A 23,062-nucleotide genomic window follows, 5' to 3' on the forward strand; every position below is an offset into this window, starting at 1 on the left:
CCGGTTACAAGGGCGGTTGCGACTTGTGCGACTTGCGCCGCCGTTTTCCCTGCGTCAGTCTGAATCCATGCCTTCGGACAAGAACAGCCTCGGCCCGTATCGGAAGAAGCGGGATTTCTCCAGGACGCCGGAGCCGGCGACCGGCGGCAGCGGAAATGGTGACGACGACGGCAGCCGGCGCTTCGTGATCCAGAAACACGACGCATCCAGCCTGCATTACGACTTCCGCCTGGAATTCGACGGCACACTGAAGTCGTGGGCCGTACCCAAAGGGCCTTCGACCGATCCGCGCGAGAAGCGCCTGGCGATCCGCACCGAGGATCACCCGCTGGACTACGCGGACTTCGAGGGCGTCATCCCGGAGGACGAGTACGGCGGCGGCACGGTGATGGTCTGGGACGCCGGCACCTATCGCAACCTGCGCGCCGACAAGGGCGAGGACTCGCTGGACATGCCGGGCTCGCTGCGCGGCGGCCTGATCGAGGTATGGCTCGACGGCGAGAAACTGAAAGGCGGCTATGCGCTGAAGCGTATCGAGGCGGGCGAGAAGTCCCAGTGGCTGCTGATCAAGATGGACGACGACGAGGCCGACGCCCGCCGCAACCCGACCAATACCGAGAACCGTTCCGTGAAGACCGGCCGTACCCTGCATCAGATCGCGAAGGGCGGCGAGGAAGACTCGTGAAGGAGCCGTTCGCGTCGCTCCCGGAGGCCTCCCGGGAGAAACTGCAGCGCGAGGGCATGCCGGACTGGACGGCACCCATGCTCGCCACCCTCACCGACGACCATTTCTCCTCGGAAGACTGGATCTACGAGCGCAAGCTGGACGGCGAACGCTGCCTGGTGTTCCGCGACGGGCGCGGGCTGCGCATCCTGTCGCGTAATAAAAAGAAGCTGAACGACACCTACCCGGAACTGGTCGAAGCACTGGAGGAAGCCGGGCCGGAACGCTTCATCGCCGACGGCGAGATCGTGGCCTTCGACGGCAAGGTGACGAGCTTCAGCCGGCTGCAGCAGCGCATCGGCATCAGCGACCCGGACGAGGCGCGCGCCACCGGCATCGGCGTCTGGCTGTATCTCTTCGACCTGATCTACCTCGACCGCTACCTGCTGGACGAACTACCGCTGCGCAGCCGCAAGGGTCTGCTGCGCGATGCCTTCGATTTCGGCGGCCGGCTGCGCTACACCCGCCATCGCAACACCGAGGGCGAGGCGTACTACGAGGAGGCCTGCAAGAAAGGCTGGGAGGGCGTCATCGCGAAGAAGGCAGACGGCCGCTACGTTCACTCCCGCTCCCGCGACTGGCTGAAATTCAAGTGCGTCAACCGCCAGGAACTCGTCATCGGCGGCTACACGGACCCGAAGGGCTCGCGCAAGGGCTTCGGCGCGCTGCTGGTCGGCTACTACGAAGACGACGAGCTGCGCTATGCCGGCAAGGTAGGCACGGGCTTCGACGACGAGACGCTCGAGGATCTGCACGGCCGGATGCAGGACATCGAACGGGACGAACCGGCTTTCGACGACGAGGTGCGGGAGAAGAACCCGCACTGGGTGAAGCCCGAACTGGTCGGCGAATTCGGCTTCACCGAGTGGACCGACGACGGCAAGCTGCGCCACCCGCGCTACATCGGCCTGCGCGAGGACAAGCCGGCGAAGAAGGTGCGGCGGGAGCGCCCCCAAAGTGTCTGACCAGGATGTCTGAGACGAGCCATGTCTGAAGAAAGCCGCCGACTGAGCTTCGGGCGCCTCGTGGTGGAGACCTCCAGCGAGGACAAGGTGCTCTATCCGGACGCCGGCATCACCAAGGGCGACGTGATCGAGTACTACAGAAACGTGGCGGAATACGCCCTGCCCTGGGCGGCGGACCGATTCCTCACCCTGCAGCGCTTCCCGGACGGCCTGGGCGAAGACGGCTTCTACCAGCAGGCCCGCGCGGAGTACTTCCCCGACTATGTCGAGGGCGTCACGGCAGACCGGGTGGGCGGCGGCGAGGTGGAACACATCGTCGTTCGCAACGCCGCCGGGCTCGTCTACCTGGCCAACCAGGGCACGCTGACCATCCACGCCTGGCTCAGCCGGCGCGACCGGCTGCACCACCCGGACCGGATGGTGATCGACCTGGACCCGCCCGACGACGACTTCGGGCCCGTGCGCGACGCGGCCCGAATCACCGCCGACTTCCTGCGCGAGCTGGGGCTCACGCCCTACGTCATGACCACCGGCTCCCGGGGCCTGCATGTGGTGGTCCCGCTGGACCGCAGCGCAGACTTCGATGCGGTCCGGGACTTCGCGCGCCGCGCCGCCGACCTGCTCGCCGAACGCCACCCGGACACCCTCACGGCGGAGCAGCGCAAGGACAAGCGCAAGGGCCGCCTGTACCTGGACGTCATGCGCAACGCGTACGGCCAGACGGCCGTGATGCCCTACAGCCTGCGCGCGAAGCCCGGTGCGCCGGTGGCGACGCCGCTGGCCTGGGACGAACTGGGCGCCGGCGACCTCACGGCGCAGCGCTATCACATCGGCAACCTGTTCCGCCGGCTCGGCCAGATCGAGGACCCCTGGGCGGACATGAAGCGCCACGCCGCCGGCATCGCGGCCGCCGACGAAGCTCTTTCCAGACTCTGACGCCGTTCTTTCCTGGCCGCCCTGCAGGGGTATCCATCTTGCTCCCGACAAAAGGTCGCGGCGATGGATACCCCCGCATGACGGCCGTGCTCGCGGTAGCGTGACGGAGCTGCCAGTCAGAGACGCCCACTGACACGCGCCAGACCTCACGGCTGCGGGCCCGTCAGTGGCTGGGGTGGACTGCTGGGGTCGTCCGGGCCGACTGGAGCCGATAGACAATGTTAGGAGCGGCTTCAGCCGCGATCGATCGGGCCTAAAGGCCCTCCCACATGAGCGTCCCCAGCAGCCCACCCCAGTCGATGACGGGCCTACGCCAGCAGAAAGCCGGGTCGGGCCTGAAGGCCCTCCTACAGGCAGTCAGACCAGGTCGCGTTCTATGGCTTCGTCCCAATTGCGGCTGAACACCCGCTTGTCGCCTTCCCAGGCGTCCAGGGTGGCGGTGATGTGGAAGTGGGTCGGTGTGGAAGTGAGCACGGTGCGGGTCTCCGTGCGGATGCGCCAGTCGCCGCGGGCCAGGGTGCGTTCCCAGTAGGTTTCGCCGCGGGCCGTGGCGACGTCGTCCGCGCGGGAGCTGTACCACTCCAGTGCCTTCGCGCCGACCTCCAGACCGATGTCCCGCATCACGTAGCGGCCCGAGTCGTTGATGACCTCCAGGGTGGAGACGTCCCGGGCCAGATCGGTGTGGACGATCCAGTTGTGATGGCCGCCGTCGATCACCCGGCGTTCCAGCGGCGGCGTACCCACCGGCTCGCCGAAGCCGTGCAGCTCGTCGTCTTCGGGCCGCGGCGGACGCACCGGCAGCGACAGGCTGCTGCCGGCCACGTGCAGCTCGATGCGCGCCGCTTCCGGTGCCGGCCAGGCGAGCGGCCAGTAGGAGGTGGAAACGGAGACCCGCAGCCGATGGCCGGCGGGGAAACGGTGGGCCGCCTCGTTCAGCTTCACCCGCACCCGGTAGTGCCGGCCGGGTTCCAGCGGCTCCGGCTCCTCGCTGCCGTTGCGGTGAGTCAGGTTCAGCAGGCCGTAGGTGACCCGGGTGACCTTGCCGTCAGGCAGCACATCGGAGAGGCGCACGGCCAGCATGGCCACGGGGCGGTCGGCGGAGACCTCCAGTTCGGCGACCGGCTGGCCGAGGATCTCCACGTCCTGTTCCAGCGGGTCGGTCTGGAATACGAGAGCGCCGCCGTCCTCGTGGCGCTGGTCGTGGGCGAGATCCGGCCCGGCCGCATAGGAACACCACTTGCCGGCGTACAGCCCCACCGTCAGCGGCGACTGCAGTCCGATCGCGTAGGGCTCCACCTCCGTCTCCGGCGGCCGCAGGTGATGGCGGGTGAAACGATAGCGGCGCTCGGCCACGTTCGGCGACGGCCAGGCGGGCTCGCCCACCCAGCGCCCGGGGCGCTCCAGATAGCTCGTCGTCGGCGGCACGCTGTCCTGCATCCAGGCCTGCAGCATGGGCTCGTCCATGATGCCGGTGTCCACCCCCTTCAGCCACTGGTCCCACCAACGCAGCATCTCGCCCAGGAAGTCGATGGCGGGCCCGGGCATGCCGATATGGGGATACTTGTGGCTCCAGGGACCTATGAGACCCTTGCGCGGCACGTCCAGATTCCCGAGCAGCCGGAATACGGCGTTGGAATAGCCGTCGCTCCAGCCGCTGACGGCATAGACCGGACAGCGGATGGCCCCGAAGTTCTCGCACACCGAGCCGTGGCGCCAGTAGGCGTCGCGGCGCTGGTGCCGCAGCCACCTCGCCAGCCACAGGCCGCTGCCTTCCAGCCGCTGGAACCACATGTCGCGCCAGCGCTCGCCCACCAGCTCCGGGTCCGGCGGCATCGTGTTGTAGGCGAACATGGTCGACGCCCAGGACAGGTTATCGCCCAGCAGACAGCCGCCCATGTGATGGACGTCGTCCGCGTAGCGGTCGTCGGTGGAACTCAGCGTAACGATGGCCTTCAGCGCCGGCGGCTGCATGGCGGCGATCTGCAGGCCGTTGAAGCCGCCCCAGGAGATGCCCATCATGCCCACGTTGCCGTCGCACCACGGCTGTTCGGCGATCCAGCGGATGAGCTCGCAGCCGTCGTCCAGCTCCTGCTGCAGGTACTCGTCCTCCAGCACGCCTTCCGATTCGCCGCTGCCGCGCAGATCGGCGCGGATGCACGCGTAGCCGTGGCCGGCCATGTAGGGATGGGCCAGCGCATCCCGCGCCGCCGTGCCGTAGCGCTTGCGATAGGGGATGTACTCGAGGATCGCCGGCACGGGGCGCTCCGCCGCATCCTCCGGCATCCAGATGCGCAGCGCCAGACGGACGCCGTCCGGCATCGGCACCTCCACGTTCTCCAGCTCGCGTACCCGATGGGGCAGTTCGTCGACGAATCTCATGCAGCGTCCTGTCCTGTGGGTTGCACCTCGAAGCTCATCATGGCCATGCAGTCACGGTACTTGCCCAGCAGCTCGCGCTGGTTCCCGGCGCCCAGGAAGAGGTCGCCGAGTTCGTAGCTGTAGCTGTCGTAATGATGAGAGTCTCTCAGACGCTCGCCCGGTTCGGCCAGCGGCCGGAACCGCGCCTCGGGATAACGGGCGCGCACGCGGTCCAGCTCCGCCGCCGTCGGCATGGCGCGCACGATGCCGTCGTCGCAGAACGTCCTGACCATGAACTTGGCGGCTATCCGATACTCGCCCTGCCGCTGCGGGAAGCGGGGGTCCTCACCCAAAGACAGGGCCACCGCCACGGACTGGTGGGAGGTGCCGTCCACGAGCCGGAACAGCGGACAGTGAGACTTGGAGATGCGGGCATTCACTTCCAGCAGGCTGATCCGGTCCGTCTCCGGGTGCCAGTAGAACTCCATGTTGAAGGCGCCGCAGTCGTAGCGGAACCGCTGCATCACTTTCTCCGCGGCGTGGATCATGCGCGCCTGGACGCGGCGCGGCAGGCCGGACGGATACTGATAACGGGAGAAGCAGGAACGGTGGCGGCCGGTGCGGATGGAGTCGACGACGCCGTAGACCCGCACGGCCCCCTGGTAGACGTAGCCCTCCAGCGTGCACTGGCGGCCGGCCGAGATGATCGCCTCGGCGATGCACCAATGCCCGGTCACCGGCCGGATCTCGTCCGGCACCTCCACGTGCTCCAGGTACTCGTCGAACGGCCGGCCGAAGAAACCGATCTTCTCGCGGATCTCCGGCAGGTGGGCACGCAGGTCTTCGGGTCCGTTGATCAGGAATCCCAGCCGCGACGAATGAGCCTTCACCGGCTTGATCCAGAACGGGTAGTCCAGCTCGATCAGCGCGGCCGGGTCGTCGGCGAACGGGTCCACGGCCTGGAACGCGGGCACCAGCTCCGGCACCACCGCCCGCTGCTCGATGCGTGACCAGTACTTGTGCTCGCAGCGCGCGATCGCCTCGTTGCTCGGCCCCGGCAGACCGCGGGCGTTGCGCAGCACCCCGGCCATGGCACTGGCGGGGAAGTCCCAGAAGGCGATGATGCCGTCGACGGAACCGCCGTGGCCGTCCAGCTGCTCCTCGGCCTGGCGCCGCAGCGCCTCGAAGTGAAACTCGCCGCTCGCCGGCCGCACGATCTCATCGTAGCCGAGCAGGCCGACGAACCGGCAGGCGTCCGCCGCGCGGATGGATTGCAGCTCGCGCTTGTTGAACTCGTCGAGCCCGAGGACGAAGACGTTGCGCATGGCTTCACTGTGGACCCCGGCGCGCATACGACACCACCGTGGAGACCACGTACGATGACATGTAGGAGGGGCTTTAGCCCCGATTCCTCATGAAGGCTTTAGCCCCGATTTCCCAACCGAATCGGGCCTGAAGGCCCTCCTACATCGTCTTCAGAACGACCAGCTCACCGAACCGCCGACGCCCCAGTCGGGGCTGCCGTCGGACAGGCCGGCCAGGGCGTAGACCTGGGCGCCGAGCCGGGGCGAGACCTCGGTGTCGAAGAACACGGAGACCTCGGTGGCGGCATCCCCGCCGTCGATCAGCTCCGGCCGGTAGCTCACCAGCGTACCGATGCGATTGTCACGGCCCGCCCACAGGGCAACGCCGCCGGCGACGAACCAGGTGTCGTCCAGGTCCAGTCCCGCGGGATCGCCCCGCCACTTGTAGCCGACCGTACCCATCCACATGACGTCCCGCTGGAACACGTAGCCGTCCAGCTGCAGCGAATAGTCGGTCTCGCCGGTACCCAGCCCCTTGTCCTCATCGGCCGTACCCAGCTTCACCTTGGCCGTGACGTCGAGCACGGCGTTGTCGCTCTCTGCGAGTCCCAGCCAGGTCCCCGACAGCAGGACATCGCCGATGCCGCTGTCGGATACGTCGTCGCCGCTGCCCACGATCACGTCGCCGCGGCGTCCGATGATGGAGCCTTCGGGCGCACTCACGTAGGCGTATGGCACCGTCGCGCGCAGCGAGAACTGCTCGCCCGTCCAGGACAGCGTGACCGGCACGTAGATGTCGTCGATATCGCTGCCGCCCCCGTAGTCGCCGGTGGTGTACTCGGCGCCGACGGTGAGGGTCGTGCGACCTTCCTCCGCCAGCGCCGTGCCGGCGGCGCCCGCCACAGCGAGCGTCGCCAGCACCAGCATCGTCGACACCACCGCCGTCCGGCCCGGGCACTCAGCGTGCTTGGCATTCATAACGGCACTCCGTTGCTTATTCGGTCTCGGGCAGCGTCACGCCCTGTTCGCGGGCCCGTTCCATCATCTGCTCGCGATGCTCGGCGCGGATGCGTTCGCGTTCCTGCTCCGACTCCGCATTGTTGAGCCGGGCGCGATAGCCTTCGCGTTCCTGCTCGGTCATGAGCGAATCGCCGTAGATGGGCTGACCCTCGTCATCGACGTGAATCCGGTCCCGATCGCGATCGCGGTCCTGATCCTGATCCATGTCCTGATCCATGTCGCGGTCACGATCCTTGTCCTGATCCTTGTCCTGATCCTTGGCCTGATCCATGTCACGGTCACGATCCTGGGTCTGGTCCTTGTCGCGGTCGCGATCCTGATCCTTGTCGCCGGCCATCGCGTAGTCGCGGTCCTGCAACTGGTCACGTTCCATCAGGCGATCGCGGTCCATGGTCCGATCCCGGTCCATCTGCGCATCGCGCGCTACAGCGCCGCGTTCCGCGCCCGAACCCTGCCCGCCGCTGCCGGCGCCCTGCATGTCGGCCGCCGCAATGGCGGATCCGGCGAGCAGCGCCGTGGTGGCGAGTCCAACCAGAAGATTCCTGGTACGCATGATTCAACCCTCCATGTCACTCTTCCGTGCTCCCTCGCAGGCTCCATTGAACGCCTCAACCGGGCATCCGTGAATACGTAGAATTGGAAGGGTCGACCATGTCAACGCAAGGAACACTGATGCGTTACCGAAGCATGTAGGAGGGGCTTTAGCCCCGATTCCTCATGAGGACTTTAGCCCCGACCCCCTAACCGAGTCGGGCCTGAAGGCCCTCCTACATCGTGTCGACGTGGGGCGTCAGCTTGTACCCCGCGCCACGAACGGTCTTTATCATGCGCGGTGCGCGGGGGTCGTCGCCCAGCTTGCGCCGCAGCTTGCCCACCAGCACGTCGACGCTCCTGTCGTAGGGCGTCCAGTCCCGTCCCGCCACGATCTCCAGGATCGCATCGCGGCTGAGCACGCGTCCGGCATGAGATGCCAGTGCCGCCAGGAGTTCGAACTCGTGGCTGGTCAGCTCGACAGGCCTTCCTGCCGGATCGGTCAGCTCCCATGCCGCGAGATCCAGCGTCCAGCCGTCGAACGTCAGCACGGAGCCGTTGCCGGAGTCGTGATGTTCGGACGGCGACGGCGTGACGCGCCGCAGGATGCTGCGCACCCGGGCCAGCAGCTCGCGCTCGTCGAAGGGCTTGGTCATGTAGTCGTCGGCGCCGAGCTCCAGTCCCACGATCCTGTCCACCGGATCCCGCTTGCCGGTCAGCATCAGGATGCCGATATCCGAACGCGCGCGGAGCTCCCGCGCCAGGCTCAGCCCGTCCTCGTCCGGCAGCATCAGATCCAGGATGACCAGCCGCGGCTCCTCCAGCGCCATCATCTCGCGCATGTCCCGGGCGGAGCCGGCGGTATGCACCGTGTAGCCTTCGGCGGTCAGATAGCGGGACAACAACCGGCACAGACGGGGGTCGTCGTCCACGACGAGGATACTGCTCGTCCTGACCATAGGACCGTCTCCCGGCTCCGTGGGATGGGAATCCAGTATGGCCCATCGGCATGGGATTTCTATCGCGATTTATGCGGACCCTGCGGATGGCGCGGGACCGGCACCGGGTTCAGACTGACCGCAAATTCGACTGCCGAACCGGCCGGAGGGCGGAGACACACCGCAGGACCCCGCAGTGGCGGAATACAGGCGTATAGCCCTGCTGATACTCACGATGACCGTCGTCGTTGCGGTGGCCACGGCAGTCTCCATAGGCGTGCTCTACGACACCGCTTTCGAGCGCCAGCGTCAGCAGCTCGTGGACAGCGCCCACACGCTGGCGCGGCTGATCGAGCAGATGAGCGAGTTCGACCAGCGCTACAGGCACGATTACCCGGGCTCCGCCGCGGAGGCCACCCTGGCCCAGATCCGGCAGGCCTTCACTCACGAGCACACCATACGCGGCTCCGCCGAGGTGACTCTCGGGCGGCGCGCAGGCGACGACATCGTGTTCCTGATGCGCCATCACCACGCCGTGGGCCGCCCGCCGGCCCCGGTACGCTGGGGCTCGCCCTTCTCCGAGCCCATGCATCGGGCGTTGTCTGGAGAGAGGGGCACGATGATCGGCAACGACTATCACGGCACCCGCGTGCTGGCTGCCTACGATGCGGTGGAGGCCCTGGGCCTGGGCGTGGTCGCCAAGATCGATCTGGCCGAGATCCGCGCCCCGTTCTTCCGCGCCGGCGCCCTCGTCCTCACCGTCGCGCTGGCGCTGATCGGGGCCGCCACCCTCCTGTTCCTGCGCCTCGGCAGTCCGATGGTGCGCGCGTTGCACGAGCGGGAGGAGCGGCTGCGCCTGATCCTCGCCTCCACCGGCGAGGGCATCTTCGGCATGGATCTGGATGGCCGCTGCACCTTCGCCAACCGGGCCGCCGTGCACCAGCTGGGTTACGGCGGCGAGGCCGAACTCCTGGGCCGCGACATCCACGAGCTGATCCACCACACTCACCCCGACGGCAGCCCCCACCCCAGGGAGGAATGCCCTGCGGCCCGCGCCATCTCCCACGGCGAATCGCTGCGGCTCGACGACGAGATGCTGTGGCGCGCCGACGGCACCGGCTTCCCGGCGGAGTACCGTACGCAGCCCATGCGCCGCGACGGCGAGATCATCGGCGCGGTGGTCAGCTTCGTGGACACGACCGAGCGCCGGGAGCGGGAACTCGAGCTCGCGCACGCCCGGAAGATGGAGGTGCTGGGCAGGCTCACCGGCGGCATCGCGCATGATTTCAACAATCTGCTCACCGTCATACTCGGCAACCTGCGGCTGCTGCAGCGCCGCGTGCGGTCCGGCGATGGCGAAGCGGCCGAGCTGATCGACGACGCGATTTCGGCGGCCGAGGACGGCAGCGGCCTCATCCAGCAGCTGCTGGCGTTCTCCCGCAAACAGACCCTGAAGCCGGAGACCATCGACCTCGGCGTCTTCCTGCGCGACAACCGCCGCTTCCTCGAGCGCGTGGCCGCAGACGGCGTGGAGATTGCGCTCGACACCGACACCGGGCCGCTGCCCGTGCAGGCGGATACCCAGCAGCTGCAGAGCGCGCTGCTGAACCTGACCATCAACGCCAGTGACGCGATGCCGGGCGGCGGCGGACTCCGGATCGCGGCACGGCGGGAGGAGATCCGCGCCGGCAGCAGCCTCGACATGGCCGCCGGTCCCTGCGTGACGCTGAGTATCACCGATACCGGCGAAGGCATGAGTGCCGAAGTGCTGGCCAGAGCGATCGAGCCGTTCTTCACGACCAAGGGCCCGGGCAAGGGCAGCGGACTCGGCCTCAGCATGGTCTACGGCTTCGTCCGCCAGTCCGGCGGCGACCTGCGCATGGAGAGCGAGCCTGGCGGCGGCACGACCGTCACCCTGTACTTCCCGGCAGCGGCGGAAACGCAACTGGATGACGACGCCGTACGGGCGGCGGCGCCGCAGGCGCCGGCCGCCGAGACGATCCTGGTGGTGGAAGACGAGGCCAGGCTGCGACGCTACGCGGCGCGCACGCTGTCCGCTGCCGGCTACCGGGTACTGGAAGCATCCGGCGTCGTCGCGGCCCGGGAACTGCTGATGAAGCACACGGAAGTCGCTCTGCTGTTCACCGACATCGTCATGCCCGGCGGTACGAGCGGCCTCGAACTCGCCGACTGGGTCGGCCGTCATTACCCGGGCACCGGCATCCTGCTCACCACGGGCTACAGCGACCAGGCCTCCCGCGCCGTCGACGGCGGCTACTCCATCCTGGCGAAGCCCTACGGCGAGACCGGTCTCCTCGCCGCCGTCCGGCAAGCGCTGAGCGATTCCCATTCCGTCGCCGCGCCCGGTTGACGGCGCTTACAAAAGTTCACAACGGAATTACGTGCCGTTTACCGACGGTGACGCAGCCCTTTAAACGCGGGCCCTAGCATGGAACCCAGGAGGCAAGGAGAAGGTGCCATGCGCGAGAACCGAAAAAGACGGCGCGACACGACCACTTCCTCGCTTCACCTCCGGCCGCGGTGCTCCGCCCCCTTCGGGGGACGTCAGCTGCAGCGCCCCGCAGCAACCGCCCGCGGCATGCATTGGGGGCAGGAGGAGCCTGTCATGAAGAAACAAGGAATGTGTTACGTGCTGGCAGCAATCCTCGTCGGGTTGTTCGCATTCAGCAGTGGCGCCATGGCCGAACGGCCACCGGGCGTCGGCGGCGGCAACGGCGGAGGTCACGACAGCGGCAACGAGCCGCCGGACTACGGCGACCTGTTCATCCTGTACCGGGATGCGTGGGGCGTTCCCATCCTGACGGCCGACGATTGCCAGCAGCCGCTGGCAGCGGAGACATTCGATGGCTGTGGGATGATCGAGAATCCCGGCCACCCGCTGGATGGCGAGTGCCTGTTGATTCCGGTTGATCCTGCTACCTGCTCCGCGGAAGGGCCCTATTCCATCTACACACAGGAAGTCGATTTCGGCCGCATCAACGAGTCGCGATCGCCGGACTCCGTGTTCGAGTCTCAGCTCGAGGAAGCAAGCCTGACCCTCGCGACCGCTGGCTGTATCAGCCTGGACCCTGCCGGACGGCCGGTCGCGTCCAGTGTGATCATCGGTGACAACCCGGAGACACCGGTCGTGGAGGACAGCTACGTGAAGACCTCCACCATCGACTCCCCGCTGCAGCACCTGGCCATGTACCAGGCGCTCATGATGAACGGCGCGCTCGGCGATAACATCGACCTCGGACGGTCCTGGATCGACGCGGCAGCGACCAGCCTCGGCGCGGCGTCGGACAAGTCCGGTTTCGTCGGAGTAGATCTTGTCGTTTATCTGAACGAGATCCTCGGCCTCACCGAGACTCCGGAAAGTGCAGTGCTCGACAGGATATGCATTAGCGTGAAAGAGGAGGTGATGGGAGCCATCCAGCACGTCCAGAAGTGCTTCCTGGATTTTTCGAGCTACGATGACGGAAGCGGTGTCCTCGGTTACACCTACGACCGCAACGCCACATTCGGCGCCCTCCCGGCACCGGCTTACATCTACTCGGATACCTACGGGACGGATGTCGGCATTTTCGAATACCTGCACGAGTTCGATACCCAGAACCACTACTTCGAGATTGCGAAAGCACCGATCCTCGACGTGGTTCCCGAGCTCGCAGGGAGCTATCCCGGCGAGAACGTCGGCGCGTTCGCTACGGCTGCCGACGACAGCCGGGCGGTGATCGACTACATGCACGTATGGCCGGTGCCGGGCGACTACGCCACACCGGTACCCTGCGAGGTCACCGCGGACGTCTACTACGACGTCTCGATCAGCGCCGACTCCGGGCTGCAGGTGCCGAAGCGGATGGTGGCCGACACCGAAGGCCGGGAAGGCACGCTGACCGTCGCCAACGCGGGACCCGCTGATGCGACCGGCTTCGTGAAGCTCACCGGCATCGACAGCGAAGGCGCGGTGGTAGGACCGCTGTACCTGATAGAAGGCGGGATCGTCACCGAGACCGAAGTGTTCGCCGGAACCGAGTACACCGAACCGTTCACTCTGGCGGCCGGTTACTCCACCAGCTGGACGTTCTTCTTCAGCATGGATTACGCCACGACCATCGAATGGACGGCCGAAGTCATGGCAGAGGAAGACGTCAACGCATCGAACGACGTGGTAACGGAGACCACCGTCGTAACGGCCGTGAAGGCCGGCGGCGGCGGTGGCGGCAGTGGAGGTGGCGGTGGCGGCAGCGGCGGAGGCCGCAACCGCTGATCGGCCTCTCCCGGGAACGAAACTGCCAGGGACGGCACGGCCAGGGAAGGCGGCTCCAGGGACGGGGCTCCAGGTGAGGGTCAGCCGGGCCAGGGAGGAGCCCTGCAGCTGACCTCACCGACGGCCGGGGAGCGGTCACAGACCCTCCCCGGCCGGTCTACGCGGCAATGATGCCGGCAAGGGGTACCCCACAATGAGAACACACAAGCTTTACATAATGATGCTGGCCGGAGCCGTCACCGTGCTGACCGCCCTCGCGGGCACCGGCCTGGCGGGCGACCGCTCCGACCCGTCCTGGCAGGTCGTGGTCAACAACGGCGACGCCATCCCCGGCCATCCGAACCGTACCTACAACAGCTACAACCCGCCTTCGGTGAACAGCAACGCCCTGGTGGTGTTCCGCGCCCGCAGCACCGGAAGGCAGCGCGGGCCGATCAGCGGCATCTACGTCCGCGACATGGGCACGGCAGGCTCGGCAATTCGCCTGATCGCCGACCGCGACACCGCGGTGCCGGACCCGAACAATACCGAATATCCGGCGGGCGGCGGCGGCAGCCACGGCGACGACGGCGGCAGCCACGGCGGCGCGGGTGACACCCATGGCGGCGCGGGCGGCGGGCACGGCGACGAGGGCGGAGGCGGCCCGGACTGGCTCCTGGCCACCTTCAACGAGTTCCCGTCGATCCCCCGCATCGCGCTGCACCGCGACGCCGTGGCCACCCGCGGCAACCATCCGCCCGTGTGGACGTACGGCGAGGAAGAGGACGAGTCCCGCGCCGGCACCACCGGCGTGTACTTCAACCCGGCAGCCGGCAATCCTGCGAGCGAGCTGCGCACCGGCGCCAGCCTGCTCGGTGAGGTCGGCCCATCCGACTACGTGGATCTCACGTATCTGTTCGCCGTGCCGGATCTGGCCGCCACCACCCGATTCGAGGTGTTCCCGGGCTCGCCCGCCGTCACGGACGAGGGCTACATCGCCTTCAAGGGCAACTACACCGATCCGTCGGACGGCGAAGACAAGACCGGCGTGTTCTACCGCAAGGTGGCGGACGACTATGCCGGCGGGCTCGAGCCGATCGAGCTGATCGCGAACTCCGATACGGTCATCCCGAATCACCGCTACTGCCGCGGCGACATCACCTTCGACTCCACCGCGCCGCCGAGCGCGGCCCGGGGGCGCGTGGTCTTCGTGGGCTACGACAACGAGGACGACCCCAGCTGCGGCGGCATCTACCAGTCCGAGCTGGGCCGGCCGGCGGCGCCGCTGCGCACGCTGGTGGGACTCGACGACCGGGTGCCTGTACGCGGCGCGGGCCGATTCACCCGCATCGGCGAAGGCCTGTCCTTCGACGGCCGTTTCGTCGCCTTCTGGGGCGCCTGGGGCGACGAGACCCGGATGCTGCGGCTGTACTGCCCCGAGGAAGGCAACCGCATCCGGCGCGACTACTGCAACCATGCCGGCGACTTCGCGGACGGCCCGGACGGCGAGATCAACGGCGACGTGCACAGCATTTGCGACGACACCGACGATCCGCTGTACCCGCGCTGCTACCAGGAGAAGGCCGTATCCGTGAACCAGGGCATCTTCGTCTACGACACCCGCACCCGGCGGCTGCGGCTGATGGCCCGGGCCGGTGCCGGCGAGGACTACGAGGACTTCATCTACTGGAATTACTCGGGCGCCCCGCCGGGTGCCGGCGAGAGCGAGGGCTGCGGCAAACCGCCGCGCTTCCGTTCCGCCGCGTTCGTATCCGTGTCCGAGCGGGCCGGCGCGACGTTCCGCGTCGCGTTCCAGGGCCGCCGCGCAGGGTCGAAACCGGTGGACGGCATCTACCTCGCGGAGGCGCTCGGCGCATCGCGCGCGAGCACCGTCACACTGCTCGAGACAGGATGGGCAGGCACGCTGCTGGATCCGCAGGCCGTGGATCCGGACTCCGGTGAAACCCTGCCGATCTCGGGTCTCGCGCTGGAACGCGAGGCCTTCCGCAACGGCTGGCTCGCCGTGACCGCGAGCATGGGCACGGAAGAGGCCGGCTGGGCCGGCATCTATCTGGCCGATCTCCGCGGCCGCCGCCCCATCCGCTAGAGGCAACTGTAGGAGGGCCTTCAGGCCCGATTCAACAAGCAATCGGGCCTGAAGGCCCTCCTACATGGCCCTACCGGCTCATTTCCGCGAGATGGCGCGTGAAGGTCGGGTTCTTTCGTACGGGTAACGAACGGGCATATGCAATGATCTTGCAGATGACCCAGAACACGCCGGCGGTGAGGCCGCCGGCTATCGCCGCCGTGAACAGCGCCTCGCCGAAGCCGGTGCCGTCCTCGCCGTAAGCGAGCAGGAAAAACAGCAGCCCCAGAGCGCCACTGGCGATCAGGAACAACCGCTTGGGGAATAGTTCGTCCCTGGCGGCTTTCGTGTATTCGTAGTGCTGCCCGGTATTGTGGTTGTAGGCGCGGAAGTAGGAGCCCCAGTCGGAACCGCCGGTGAACAGCAGGTACAGACTCAGCTTGTGGCCCTGCTTGCACGGCACGAGGAAGTCGACGAGCTCGATGGCATGCTCCTTCCCCTCCTCGTCCGTGAGATAGATGTTCTGATACCGTGTGGTCTTCGACTGCACCTGGCCCGAGACCGGCATGTTGCCGCCGGTTCCGCCCACGGTCATGCCACCGCCGCCGCCGAACGACCCGCTGACCTCCGTTTCGGAGCGGGTATCCGTGCTGTCCACCGTGCCGGTGCGCACGCGTATCTCCCAGGACGCCCCCAGGGTCTGGCCTTGTGCTACCTGTTTCGACATATCGTCTCCTCCTCTCCTCGGTCTAGTCCGCCTGCCGTACGAGTTCCTGGCCCATAGGGCCGTACAGCCGGTCTTCTCGCTTTTTCAGCACGACGGTTCCCTGGGGACTGGTGACCAGCACCCGGTCGCCGTCCACGGTGTATTCGGCGGGCACGCTGGCATCGAGCACCGAGACGGTGACGCGGCCGTCGTCGCGGAAGTGATAGATGGTCTCCGCCTGGCGGTCCTGCCAGGTACCGCTGATGGCGGCATCCCGGCAGCCGCCGGCCCCCAGCGCCAGCAGCAGGCAAAGCGTCGTCAGGGCTCGCTGCATCACACTCCCTCCACGGAACCAGCATGGATCGTGGCCCCGGCACCCTCGCCGCCGCATCGACAGCTAACGGCTTTTTGGGTCAAATAGAGGCGATTGAGGGCGGATAAGGCCGAAACCGCGCCATAACGAAGAACGAGAGCGGTGACTTCATCCGGACAGGAAATCCAGCGCAGGCGGGGCATACGCGCCTCCCGGGCCAGGCTGACCCGGGCGCTGACCGATGCCGGGCTGCGCACACAGGCGGCGCTGGCGGAGCGGATCGCGGACCTGGAGGGGCTCGATTCCGCGCCAAAGGACATGGTCAGCCGCGCGTTCCGCGAACTCCCCGTCGAGCTCCAGACCCTGGAGCGTATCGCCCGCGCGCTGGAGGTGGAGGCATGGACGCTGTACCGGAGCGCCGACGAGGAAGCGCTGCCGGAACCGTCGGCGGGCTCCGATGCCCGGGCCGCTCCGCGGCCGGCCTGGCTCGCGCTCTCGGTGATCCTCTCCATGGCGGCGCTGGCCGGCGTCGGCTGGCTGCTGATGCAGCGCGACTCCACGCCCGGCGATGCGCCGTCCGCGTCGGGGCCGCCCCCGCTGACGCTGGGCGCCGCGAGCCTCGTGGTGATGCCCATCGGGGGCGATACGGATGCCCGGCTGGCGAACCTGCTGCGTGACCTTCTGAGCGAATACTTCGCCGTCGCCGAGGGCAGTGCCACCGTGCTCGTGCGCGCCCTCGACCCGGCAGAGGCCGCCGAACGCCTGCGCACCGATGCCGCCATCGACGGCGAGATCGTCCGCGTCGGTCGCCTGGCCGGACTGCGCTTCGGGATCGTGGCCGACGACGGCGTGCGCCATCAGCTTTGGGCGGAGAGCCTGCCGGCGGCGGAAGTGGAAGCCTCGCTGCCGGCAGTCGCCGAGCGTGTGGCCGTGGCCGTGCGCCGGGCGGTCGGAGGGGCAGACGAGGGAGACCCGGCTAGTGCGCATTTCCCGCTGGCACCGGTGCAGGACGATTACCTCCAGGGCCGGTACTTCCTGGATCGCCCCGCCAACGAACTCAACGTAAAGCGCGCCCGCAGCCACTTCGAGGCCGCGCTGCGCCAGGACGCGAACTACGCCCGTGCCCACGCCGGACTGTGCGAGGCGCTGCTGACCGAACACTGGATGGGCAACGAGGAACGGGCGCTGGAGGACGCCGCGCGCACCTGCGGGCAGGCGCTGCAGCTCGCGCCGGACGACCCGGCCGTGCGGACGGCCCATGCCCACTTCCTCAGCCGCACCGGGCGCAACGACCGGGCGATGGCGCTGTACGAGGAGATCCTCACCGATCGGCCGGGCTACACGGACGCGCTGGCCGGCCTGGCCGCGAGCCGGCTGGAGGCCTACCGTCAGCACGGAGACGAGGCGATGCTGGAGAGCGCGATGACCGCCGCGCGCGCGGCCGCCGACAGCGATCCGGCCGTGTGGAAGCCGCTGTTCTCGCTGGCCACCATGCGCTGGTTCGCCGGTGACCTGGACGGCGCCATCGCGGCCAGCGAAGAGGCGATCGCGCGGGACGAGAACGAATACGTGCTGAGCAACCTGGGCACCTGGTACGTCTGCCGCGGCGACTTCGAGCGCGGTCGCGACGCCTATCTCCGCGCCCGCGAGCTCGCACCCCAATCCTACGTGGGCGACGAGTTTCTGGGCCTGGTCTACTACGTGCTCGGCGACTACCGGCAATCCGCGCAACTCAGGCAGCGGGCCATCGACGCCATTGCCACCGGCGAGCCCGAGATCCACCAGATGTGGGGCGCACTCGCCGATTCCTACCGGCACTCGGGCGAGACCGGGAAGGCGCGGGAAGCCTACCTGCGCGCCGCCGAGATTCTGGAACGCGACCATCTGCGGGGCACCGCCCCGGCGGCCGACCAGGCGGCGCGGGCGTACTACTACACGATGCTCGGCCGGCTGGACCCCGACGCCGTGCCGGATACCGTCATGGACGAGATCGACGCCAGCCTGGAGGCCATGACGGACGACCTGAACGACGCCACCGCCTACCGCCGACTGGCGCAGGTATGGCTCGCCCGGGGCGAGAAGAAACGGGCACGGCAGGCGCTGTCGAAGGCGACGGCCACGTGCCCGGGCTATGCCCGCTTCCCGGATTTCAAAGAACTGTAGGAGGGCCTTCAGGCCCGACTCATTACACACGAATCGGGCCTGAAGGCCCTCCTACATCAACGGCGTTATACTGGCCGCGGCTCTACGGGAAGGGGGATCCCATGCTCCGAATACTGCTCGTGCTGCTGGCGGCCGCCGCGCTCTACCTGCTCACCTGGCCCGTGCCGGTGGACCCCGTCGCCTGGGAGGCGCCCGAAGACGCCGGCTACACCGGCGACTTCGCAGCCAACGACGCGCTGGCCGATCTCGAGCGGCTGGAGATCGCCCCGTACCACGGGCCCGAGGACGCGGTGATCGACCGGGTCGGTAATCTCTACACCGGCACCGAGGACGGCAGGATACTGCGCATCGCCGCCGAAGACGGCTCGATATCCGTCTTCGCCGAAACCGGCGGGCGCCCGCTCGGCCTGGAGTTCGACGGCGACGGCAACCTGCTGGTGGCCAACGCCTACCTGGGCCTGCAGAGCGTGGATGCCGGCGGTGCCGTCACGCTGCTCACCGACGAGGTGAACGGCTCGCCCATCCGCTACGCCGACGACGTGGACGCCGCACCGGACGGGCGCATCTACTTCTCGGATGCCAGCACCAAATTCGGCGCGGCGGACTACGGCAGCACCTACGGCGCGAGCCTGCTGGACATCCTGGAGCACGGCAGCCACGGCCGCGTGCTGGTATACGACCCCGCCACCGGCGAGACCGGCACCGTGATGGCGGGGCTCGACTTCGCCAACGGCGTGGCGGTGGACCCCGCCGGCCGCTTCCTGCTGGTGGTCGAGACCGGCACCTATCGGGTGCTGAAGCACTGGCTGGCAGGGCCAAGCGCCGGCGAGACGGAGATCCTCATCGACAACCTCCCCGGCTTCCCGGACAACATCAATCCGGGGCTGGACGGCCGCTTCTGGGTGGGCCTGGTGTCGCCGCGCAGCGCCCAGCTGGACTCGCTCTCCGACAAGCCATTCATCCGCAAGGTCGTGCAGCGGCTGCCCGAGGCCATGCGCCCGGCCGCCGAGCCCTTCGCCCACGTCTTCGCCATCGACGCCGATGGCAACGTGGTGGCAAACCTCCAGGGCGACGGCACCCGGCTGCAGGCGGTCACCGGCGCCCTGGAAACGCCGGACGCGCTCTACCTCACCTCGCTGTTCGGCACGGCGCTGGGCAAAATCGAACGCGACTGGTAGGAGGGGCTTTAGCCCCGATTGCGATCGGTCAAAAATGAATCGGGGCTAAAGCCCCTCCTACATGGCCCCCCTACATGCAGGATTTTCCATCCGCCGTGTAAGGGTTGCACGCCCGGCCCCCGCCGCCGCTCCCTGAGCCTCGCCACGCGGTCGCGGCCATCCTGGCATCACTGTTGCATGACCTCCCGTGTACCCGCGCGGCCCGGACGCGCGCCTGACAAGGCAGAAGGGTACCCGGACGGCGGCTGTGACCCTGCGCCCATCCCCGCCCCCCATCAGCATTCACAGCCGCTGTCCGGATACTTTTTAGCAGAGAGACAGGGGAGGAATCGCCGGAGTCAGCCATGCAGACCAACCGGATCAGGACACGCAAGATACGCGAACATTCACGCCTCATCGCTTCCGCGCTGGCGACCGCAGTGCTGCTGATCGCAGGCTGCGGCCCGGGCGACGAGACGGTGGACGTGGACGTACCGGACCCCGACGACGGGCGCGAGCCCGTCGAGGTCCCGACACCGGAAGACGAGCGCCGCGGCTACGACGAGCCGGCGGACGTACCGACGCCGGAGGATACCGGGACCGGCGAGCAGGGCGCCGTGCTGAGCACGGAGCCCGGCATGACCGACGGCGATACGGGCAAACCGCTGCTGGTCGCCCGTGCCGAGCTCGAGCCCACCGAGGGCAACGAGGCACGCGGCACGATGATCTTCTCCAGAGCGGCAGGCGCCGTGGTCATCGACGGCGAGCTGATGGGCCTGCCGGAAGGACTCCACGGCCTGCATATCCACGAAAAGGGCGACTGCTCCGCGCCGGACGGCACCTCCGCCGGCGGCCACTTCGCGCCCGACGGCGACCCGCACGGCTCGCCGGACAGCCCGCCCGCACAGCACCAGGTGGGCGACCTCGGCAACATCGAGGCAACCGAGGAAGGCTACGCCCTGGTGAACGTGGTGGACGCGGAGATGACTCTGGACGACGGCCCGAAGAGCGTGCTCGGCCGTGCCGTCATCGTGCACGCCGGCGCCGACGACTTCGAGACCCAGCCCACCGGCGCTGCGGGAGCCCGCCTTGCCTGCGGCGTAATCGTCGAGGTGCCGCGCACGGACCCTCCCGAGGCGCAGTAGGAGGGCCTTCAGGCCCGATGCCGTGATGGGCATGTAGGAGGGGATTTATCCCCGATTCATTAAACGAATCGGGCCTGAAGGCCCTCCTACACCAATCAGCGGGTGTAGCGCAGGACGTAGCCCACGAACGGCCCGCTCGGGCACTCCTGCGCGACCTTCGGCGACGGGTGATGCGTGTAGCCCCGCTCCTGCATGGCCCGGGTGAAGCGGGTGGCGTTGCCCCGGCCGGGGTCCACGACGATCACCTCGCAGTGCTCACGGGCGTGGCGGTCGATGAAGCCGGCCAGCGCATCGATGTGCTGGCGCTCGTAGAGCAGATCGCTGCCGATGACGAGATCGAAGGTGCCGAGACCCGTCTCCTCGTCGTACCAGCTCGCGCGATGGAACGGGATGGGATCGAGCCCGTTCAGCCGCTCGTTCTCCTTCAGGAAATGCGCGGCGGCCGGATGGTAGTCCGTGGCAGTGATGTCGGCGTGGCGGTAGCCCAGCATCAGGCTGGCCAGCCCGATGCCGCAGCCCACCTCGAGGATGCGCTTGCCGTCGACGTCGTAGTCCTGCATCAGCGAGGCCAGCACCTCGCTGGAGATCCAGACGATGCCGAACAACGGCCACAGCGCCGAGGAGATGCCCAGCTTCTCGGCCTCGCCGCCCTCGTCGTGGAACTGCTGCACGTCCCGCAGCGTGCGAACGTGGATGTCCCGCTCGCCGAACTCGAGCGTCTGGTAGCGGTAGCGGATCAGGGACATGGCGCCTCCGGGTCGGTGACTCGCGGCGGGCCGCTGCCCTCCTCTCGCGCCGAGGCGAAAGAGTCTACAGACGTTGCCGCCGACCGGCGAGCGCCGTTCCCCCGCCCCGCCGGCGATGACCGCTATTGAATCCGCTTCTCGCGCCCCTCCCAGTAGGGCTCGCGCAGCTCGCGCTTCAGCACCTTCATGGCGCCGGACAGCGGCAGCGGCTCGGCACGGAACTCCACCGACTTCGGCGCCTTGTAGCCGGCGATGGAGTCCCGGGCGTGGGCGATGATGTCGTCCTCGGTGACCTCGGCGCCTTCCCTGGGCACGACGATGGCGTGCACCTGCTCGCCCCACAGGTCGTGGGGGATGCCGATGACCGCCACCTGGGCCACGGCCGGATGGGTGGAGATGGCGTTCTCCACCTCGGCCGAGTAGACGTTCTCGCCGCCGGTCACGATCATGTCCTTCACCCGGTCCACAAGAAAGAGATAGCCCTCCTCGTCCAGGTAACCGGCGTCGCCGGTGTGGTACCAGCCGTCGCGGAATGCCTCTTCCGTCGCGTCCGGCTTGTTCCAGTAACCCTCCATGAAGTTGCCGCCGCGGGCGCAGACCTCGCCCACCTCGTTCGGCGGCAGCACGTTGCCCTCGGCGTCCTGCACGCAGAGATCCACGCCCGGGACGGCCCGGCCGACGGAGCGCAGCCGCGGCCCGCCCTTCAGGTGGTCGTCGGTGGTCAGCATGCACAGGACCGAGGAGCACTCGGTCATGCCGTAGCCCTGCTGGATCTCCAGGTCCGGCAGTATTTTAAGGAGTGTGTCCAGGATGGCTGCCGGCATCGGCGAGGCGCCGTAGGTGAGCTGGCGCAGGCTCTTCAACGCATCGGGCCGGAACTCCGGGTGCTGCAGCATCATGCCGACCATGGTCGGCACCATCGTGGTCTGGGTGACCTGGTGGGCCTCGATGAGCTTCAGCACGGCGCCCGGCTCGAACATGGGCATCGTGACCAGCTTGCTGCCCGAGGTGATCGTGGCCAGGCAGCCGACGATGGAGGCGGCGTGGAAGACGGGCGTCTGCATGAGGTTCACCTCGTCGGGACGGCGCCCCATCACCATGGCCACGTGGTAGGTGTTCAGCATCTCCGCCCGCTGGGAGCAGACGACGCCTTTCGGCAGGCCGGTGGTGCCGCCGGTGTACATCAGGACGACCGGGTCCGTCTCCTCGGGCTCGGGCGGCAGCTCCGGCTCGGAGGCCTCCAGCAGTTCGTCGTAGGTGAGGTCGTAGGGGGCCTCGGTCGAGCCGGGCTCGCCCACCAGCACCACCTGCTCCACGGGACAGTCGGCGCCGCCGATCTTGCGGGCCTGGGCCAGCAGCGGCGCGAAGGTGGCGTCCACGAACGCCACCCGGGTGCCCGAGTCGCGCAGGATGTAGTCGAGCTCTTTCCCGGCGAGACGCAGGTTCAGGGGGTTGATCACGCCGGTACCGAGGAAGGCGGCGTGGTAAAGTTCTATGAACTGATGGGAATTCATCGACATGACGGCGTAGCGGTCGCCCTTGCCGATGCCGAGGCGGTTGCGCAGTCCGTGGCCGAGCCGGAACACCCGGTCGGCATGCGTCTCCAGCGTCGCGCTGTAGGCACCGTCGGCGATCACGTGCCGGTCGCCGTACAGGCGCAGCGCCGGAAAGAATTGCTGGTGGTAGACGAGTTCCTTCACAGTTTCTCCCCCGTTGGA

At 68.0% G+C, this 23,062-nt stretch carries 18 protein-coding genes; 9 read left to right on the forward strand and 9 right to left on the reverse strand.

What is annotated here, in order from left to right; genetic code table 11:
• Positions 1-67 precede the first annotated feature (67 nt).
• Genes ACJMK0_RS01060 through ligD (ACJMK0_RS01070) form a run of 3 tightly spaced genes read left to right on the forward strand, consistent with a single transcriptional unit; the run spans position 68 to position 2,625 of the window.
• Positions 68-685 (forward strand): DNA polymerase ligase N-terminal domain-containing protein, encoded by a 618-nt coding sequence (locus ACJMK0_RS01060; protein WP_405234962.1) that lies wholly within the window; start codon positions 68-70, stop codon positions 683-685.
• Between the two features lie 56 nt (positions 686-741).
• Positions 742-1,689, forward strand: coding sequence for a non-homologous end-joining DNA ligase (gene ligD / locus ACJMK0_RS01065; protein WP_405237864.1), 948 nt, complete (start codon positions 742-744; stop codon positions 1,687-1,689).
• Positions 1,690-1,710: 21 nt separating this feature from the next.
• A complete protein-coding gene (gene ligD, locus ACJMK0_RS01070; protein ID WP_405234963.1) occupies positions 1,711-2,625 on the forward strand; it encodes a non-homologous end-joining DNA ligase in 915 nt (304 codons plus the stop codon).
• Positions 2,626-2,982: 357 nt separating this feature from the next.
• On the opposite strand, the gene ACJMK0_RS01075 is transcribed toward ligD (ACJMK0_RS01070), so the two are convergent.
• The 5 genes from ACJMK0_RS01075 to ACJMK0_RS01095 form a co-directional block, all read right to left on the reverse strand.
• Positions 2,983-5,004, reverse strand: a complete 2,022-nt coding sequence (locus tag ACJMK0_RS01075) for a CocE/NonD family hydrolase (protein WP_405234964.1) — start codon at positions 5,002-5,004, stop codon at positions 2,983-2,985.
• Positions 5,001-6,335 carry an ATP-grasp domain-containing protein gene (locus ACJMK0_RS01080; protein ID WP_405234965.1) on the reverse strand — a complete coding sequence of 445 codons (1,335 nt, stop codon included), beginning with the start codon at positions 6,333-6,335 and terminating at the stop codon, positions 5,001-5,003. The genes ACJMK0_RS01075 and ACJMK0_RS01080 overlap by 4 nt, the downstream gene beginning before the upstream one ends.
• Before the next feature lie 123 nt (positions 6,336-6,458).
• Entirely contained in the window at positions 6,459-7,265 is an 807-nt protein-coding gene (locus ACJMK0_RS01085) for a hypothetical protein (protein ID WP_405234966.1), read from the reverse strand.
• Positions 7,266-7,281: 16 nt separating this feature from the next.
• Complete coding sequence (locus tag ACJMK0_RS01090; RefSeq protein WP_405234967.1) at positions 7,282-7,860, reverse strand: hypothetical protein; 579 nt, start codon at positions 7,858-7,860, stop codon at positions 7,282-7,284.
• A 214-nt stretch (positions 7,861-8,074) separates the two neighbouring features.
• Positions 8,075-8,797 carry a response regulator gene (locus ACJMK0_RS01095; protein ID WP_405234968.1) on the reverse strand — a complete coding sequence of 241 codons (723 nt, stop codon included), beginning with the start codon at positions 8,795-8,797 and terminating at the stop codon, positions 8,075-8,077.
• Between the two features lie 175 nt (positions 8,798-8,972).
• Here ACJMK0_RS01095 and ACJMK0_RS01100 point away from each other — a divergent pair, with 175 nt between their 5' ends.
• From ACJMK0_RS01100 to ACJMK0_RS01110, 3 genes are all read left to right on the forward strand, one after another.
• On the forward strand, positions 8,973-11,147 hold the full coding sequence (locus tag ACJMK0_RS01100) for an ATP-binding protein (RefSeq protein ID WP_405234969.1): 2,175 nt from the start codon (positions 8,973-8,975) through the stop codon (positions 11,145-11,147).
• Between the two features lie 255 nt (positions 11,148-11,402).
• On the forward strand, positions 11,403-13,049 hold the full coding sequence (locus ACJMK0_RS01105; protein ID WP_405234970.1) for a hypothetical protein: 1,647 nt from the start codon (positions 11,403-11,405) through the stop codon (positions 13,047-13,049).
• 193 nt (positions 13,050-13,242) lie between these two features.
• A complete protein-coding gene (locus tag ACJMK0_RS01110; protein ID WP_405234971.1) occupies positions 13,243-15,135 on the forward strand; it encodes a hypothetical protein in 1,893 nt (630 codons plus the stop codon).
• 70 nt (positions 15,136-15,205) lie between these two features.
• Here the strand turns inward: ACJMK0_RS01110 and ACJMK0_RS01115 are convergent, their stop codons facing one another.
• Both ACJMK0_RS01115 and ACJMK0_RS01120 read right to left on the reverse strand, forming a co-directional pair.
• Positions 15,206-15,841 carry a hypothetical protein gene (locus ACJMK0_RS01115; protein ID WP_405234972.1) on the reverse strand — a complete coding sequence of 212 codons (636 nt, stop codon included), beginning with the start codon at positions 15,839-15,841 and terminating at the stop codon, positions 15,206-15,208.
• Between the two features lie 22 nt (positions 15,842-15,863).
• On the reverse strand, positions 15,864-16,154 hold the full coding sequence (locus tag ACJMK0_RS01120) for a DUF5640 domain-containing protein (RefSeq protein ID WP_405234973.1): 291 nt from the start codon (positions 16,152-16,154) through the stop codon (positions 15,864-15,866).
• A 141-nt stretch (positions 16,155-16,295) separates the two neighbouring features.
• On the opposite strand from ACJMK0_RS01120, the gene ACJMK0_RS01125 reads away from it, so the two are divergent.
• The 3 genes from ACJMK0_RS01125 to ACJMK0_RS01135 all read left to right on the forward strand — a co-directional run bounded on the left by ACJMK0_RS01125 (position 16,296) and on the right by ACJMK0_RS01135 (position 20,598).
• Entirely contained in the window at positions 16,296-18,296 is a 2,001-nt protein-coding gene (locus tag ACJMK0_RS01125; protein ID WP_405234974.1) for a tetratricopeptide repeat protein, read from the forward strand.
• 101 nt (positions 18,297-18,397) lie between these two features.
• A complete protein-coding gene (locus ACJMK0_RS01130) occupies positions 18,398-19,474 on the forward strand; it encodes an SMP-30/gluconolactonase/LRE family protein (protein WP_405234975.1) in 1,077 nt (358 codons plus the stop codon).
• 344 nt (positions 19,475-19,818) lie between these two features.
• A complete protein-coding gene (locus ACJMK0_RS01135) occupies positions 19,819-20,598 on the forward strand; it encodes a superoxide dismutase family protein (protein ID WP_405234976.1) in 780 nt (259 codons plus the stop codon).
• A 95-nt stretch (positions 20,599-20,693) separates the two neighbouring features.
• Here ACJMK0_RS01135 and ACJMK0_RS01140 read toward each other — a convergent pair whose 3' ends face one another.
• Together ACJMK0_RS01140 and ACJMK0_RS01145 are read right to left on the reverse strand one after the other, a co-directional pair.
• The gene (locus ACJMK0_RS01140; RefSeq protein WP_405234977.1) at positions 20,694-21,344 is read right to left on the reverse strand and encodes a class I SAM-dependent methyltransferase; all 651 of its coding nucleotides are present in this window, start codon (positions 21,342-21,344) and stop codon (positions 20,694-20,696) included.
• Between the two features lie 122 nt (positions 21,345-21,466).
• Positions 21,467-23,044: a long-chain-fatty-acid--CoA ligase gene (locus ACJMK0_RS01145; protein WP_405234978.1), complete on the reverse strand. Its 1,578-nt coding sequence runs from the start codon at positions 23,042-23,044 to the stop codon at positions 21,467-21,469.
• Positions 23,045-23,062 lie beyond the last annotated feature (18 nt).

This window comes from Lentisalinibacter orientalis (assembly GCF_040706535.1).
In the GTDB taxonomy this organism is placed as follows: domain Bacteria; phylum Pseudomonadota; class Gammaproteobacteria; order Steroidobacterales; family Woeseiaceae; genus Lentisalinibacter; species Lentisalinibacter orientalis.

Excerpts from the sequence above, each read along its gene's own strand:
- ACJMK0_RS01130 (WP_405234975.1), top strand. The coding sequence starts at position 18,398 with ATGCTCCGAATACTGCTCGTGCTGCTGGCGGCCGCCGCGCTCTACCTG.
- ACJMK0_RS01120 (WP_405234973.1), bottom strand. The coding sequence starts at position 16,154 with ATGCAGCGAGCCCTGACGACGCTTTGCCTGCTGCTGGCGCTGGGGGCC.
- ACJMK0_RS01110 (WP_405234971.1), top strand. The coding sequence starts at position 13,243 with ATGAGAACACACAAGCTTTACATAATGATGCTGGCCGGAGCCGTCACC.
- ACJMK0_RS01095 (WP_405234968.1), bottom strand. The coding sequence starts at position 8,797 with ATGGTCAGGACGAGCAGTATCCTCGTCGTGGACGACGACCCCCGTCTG.
- ACJMK0_RS01085 (WP_405234966.1), bottom strand. The coding sequence starts at position 7,265 with ATGAATGCCAAGCACGCTGAGTGCCCGGGCCGGACGGCGGTGGTGTCG.
- ACJMK0_RS01105 (WP_405234970.1), top strand. The coding sequence starts at position 11,403 with ATGAAGAAACAAGGAATGTGTTACGTGCTGGCAGCAATCCTCGTCGGG.
- ACJMK0_RS01115 (WP_405234972.1), bottom strand. The coding sequence starts at position 15,841 with ATGTCGAAACAGGTAGCACAAGGCCAGACCCTGGGGGCGTCCTGGGAG.
- ACJMK0_RS01090 (WP_405234967.1), bottom strand. The coding sequence starts at position 7,860 with ATGCGTACCAGGAATCTTCTGGTTGGACTCGCCACCACGGCGCTGCTC.
- ligD (WP_405234963.1), top strand. The coding sequence starts at position 1,711 with ATGTCTGAAGAAAGCCGCCGACTGAGCTTCGGGCGCCTCGTGGTGGAG.
- ACJMK0_RS01060 (WP_405234962.1), top strand. The coding sequence starts at position 68 with ATGCCTTCGGACAAGAACAGCCTCGGCCCGTATCGGAAGAAGCGGGAT.
- ACJMK0_RS01080 (WP_405234965.1), bottom strand. The coding sequence starts at position 6,335 with ATGCGCGCCGGGGTCCACAGTGAAGCCATGCGCAACGTCTTCGTCCTC.
- ACJMK0_RS01075 (WP_405234964.1), bottom strand. The coding sequence starts at position 5,004 with ATGAGATTCGTCGACGAACTGCCCCATCGGGTACGCGAGCTGGAGAAC.
- ACJMK0_RS01140 (WP_405234977.1), bottom strand. The coding sequence starts at position 21,344 with ATGTCCCTGATCCGCTACCGCTACCAGACGCTCGAGTTCGGCGAGCGG.
- ligD (WP_405237864.1), top strand. The coding sequence starts at position 742 with ATGCCGGACTGGACGGCACCCATGCTCGCCACCCTCACCGACGACCAT.
- ACJMK0_RS01135 (WP_405234976.1), top strand. The coding sequence starts at position 19,819 with ATGCAGACCAACCGGATCAGGACACGCAAGATACGCGAACATTCACGC.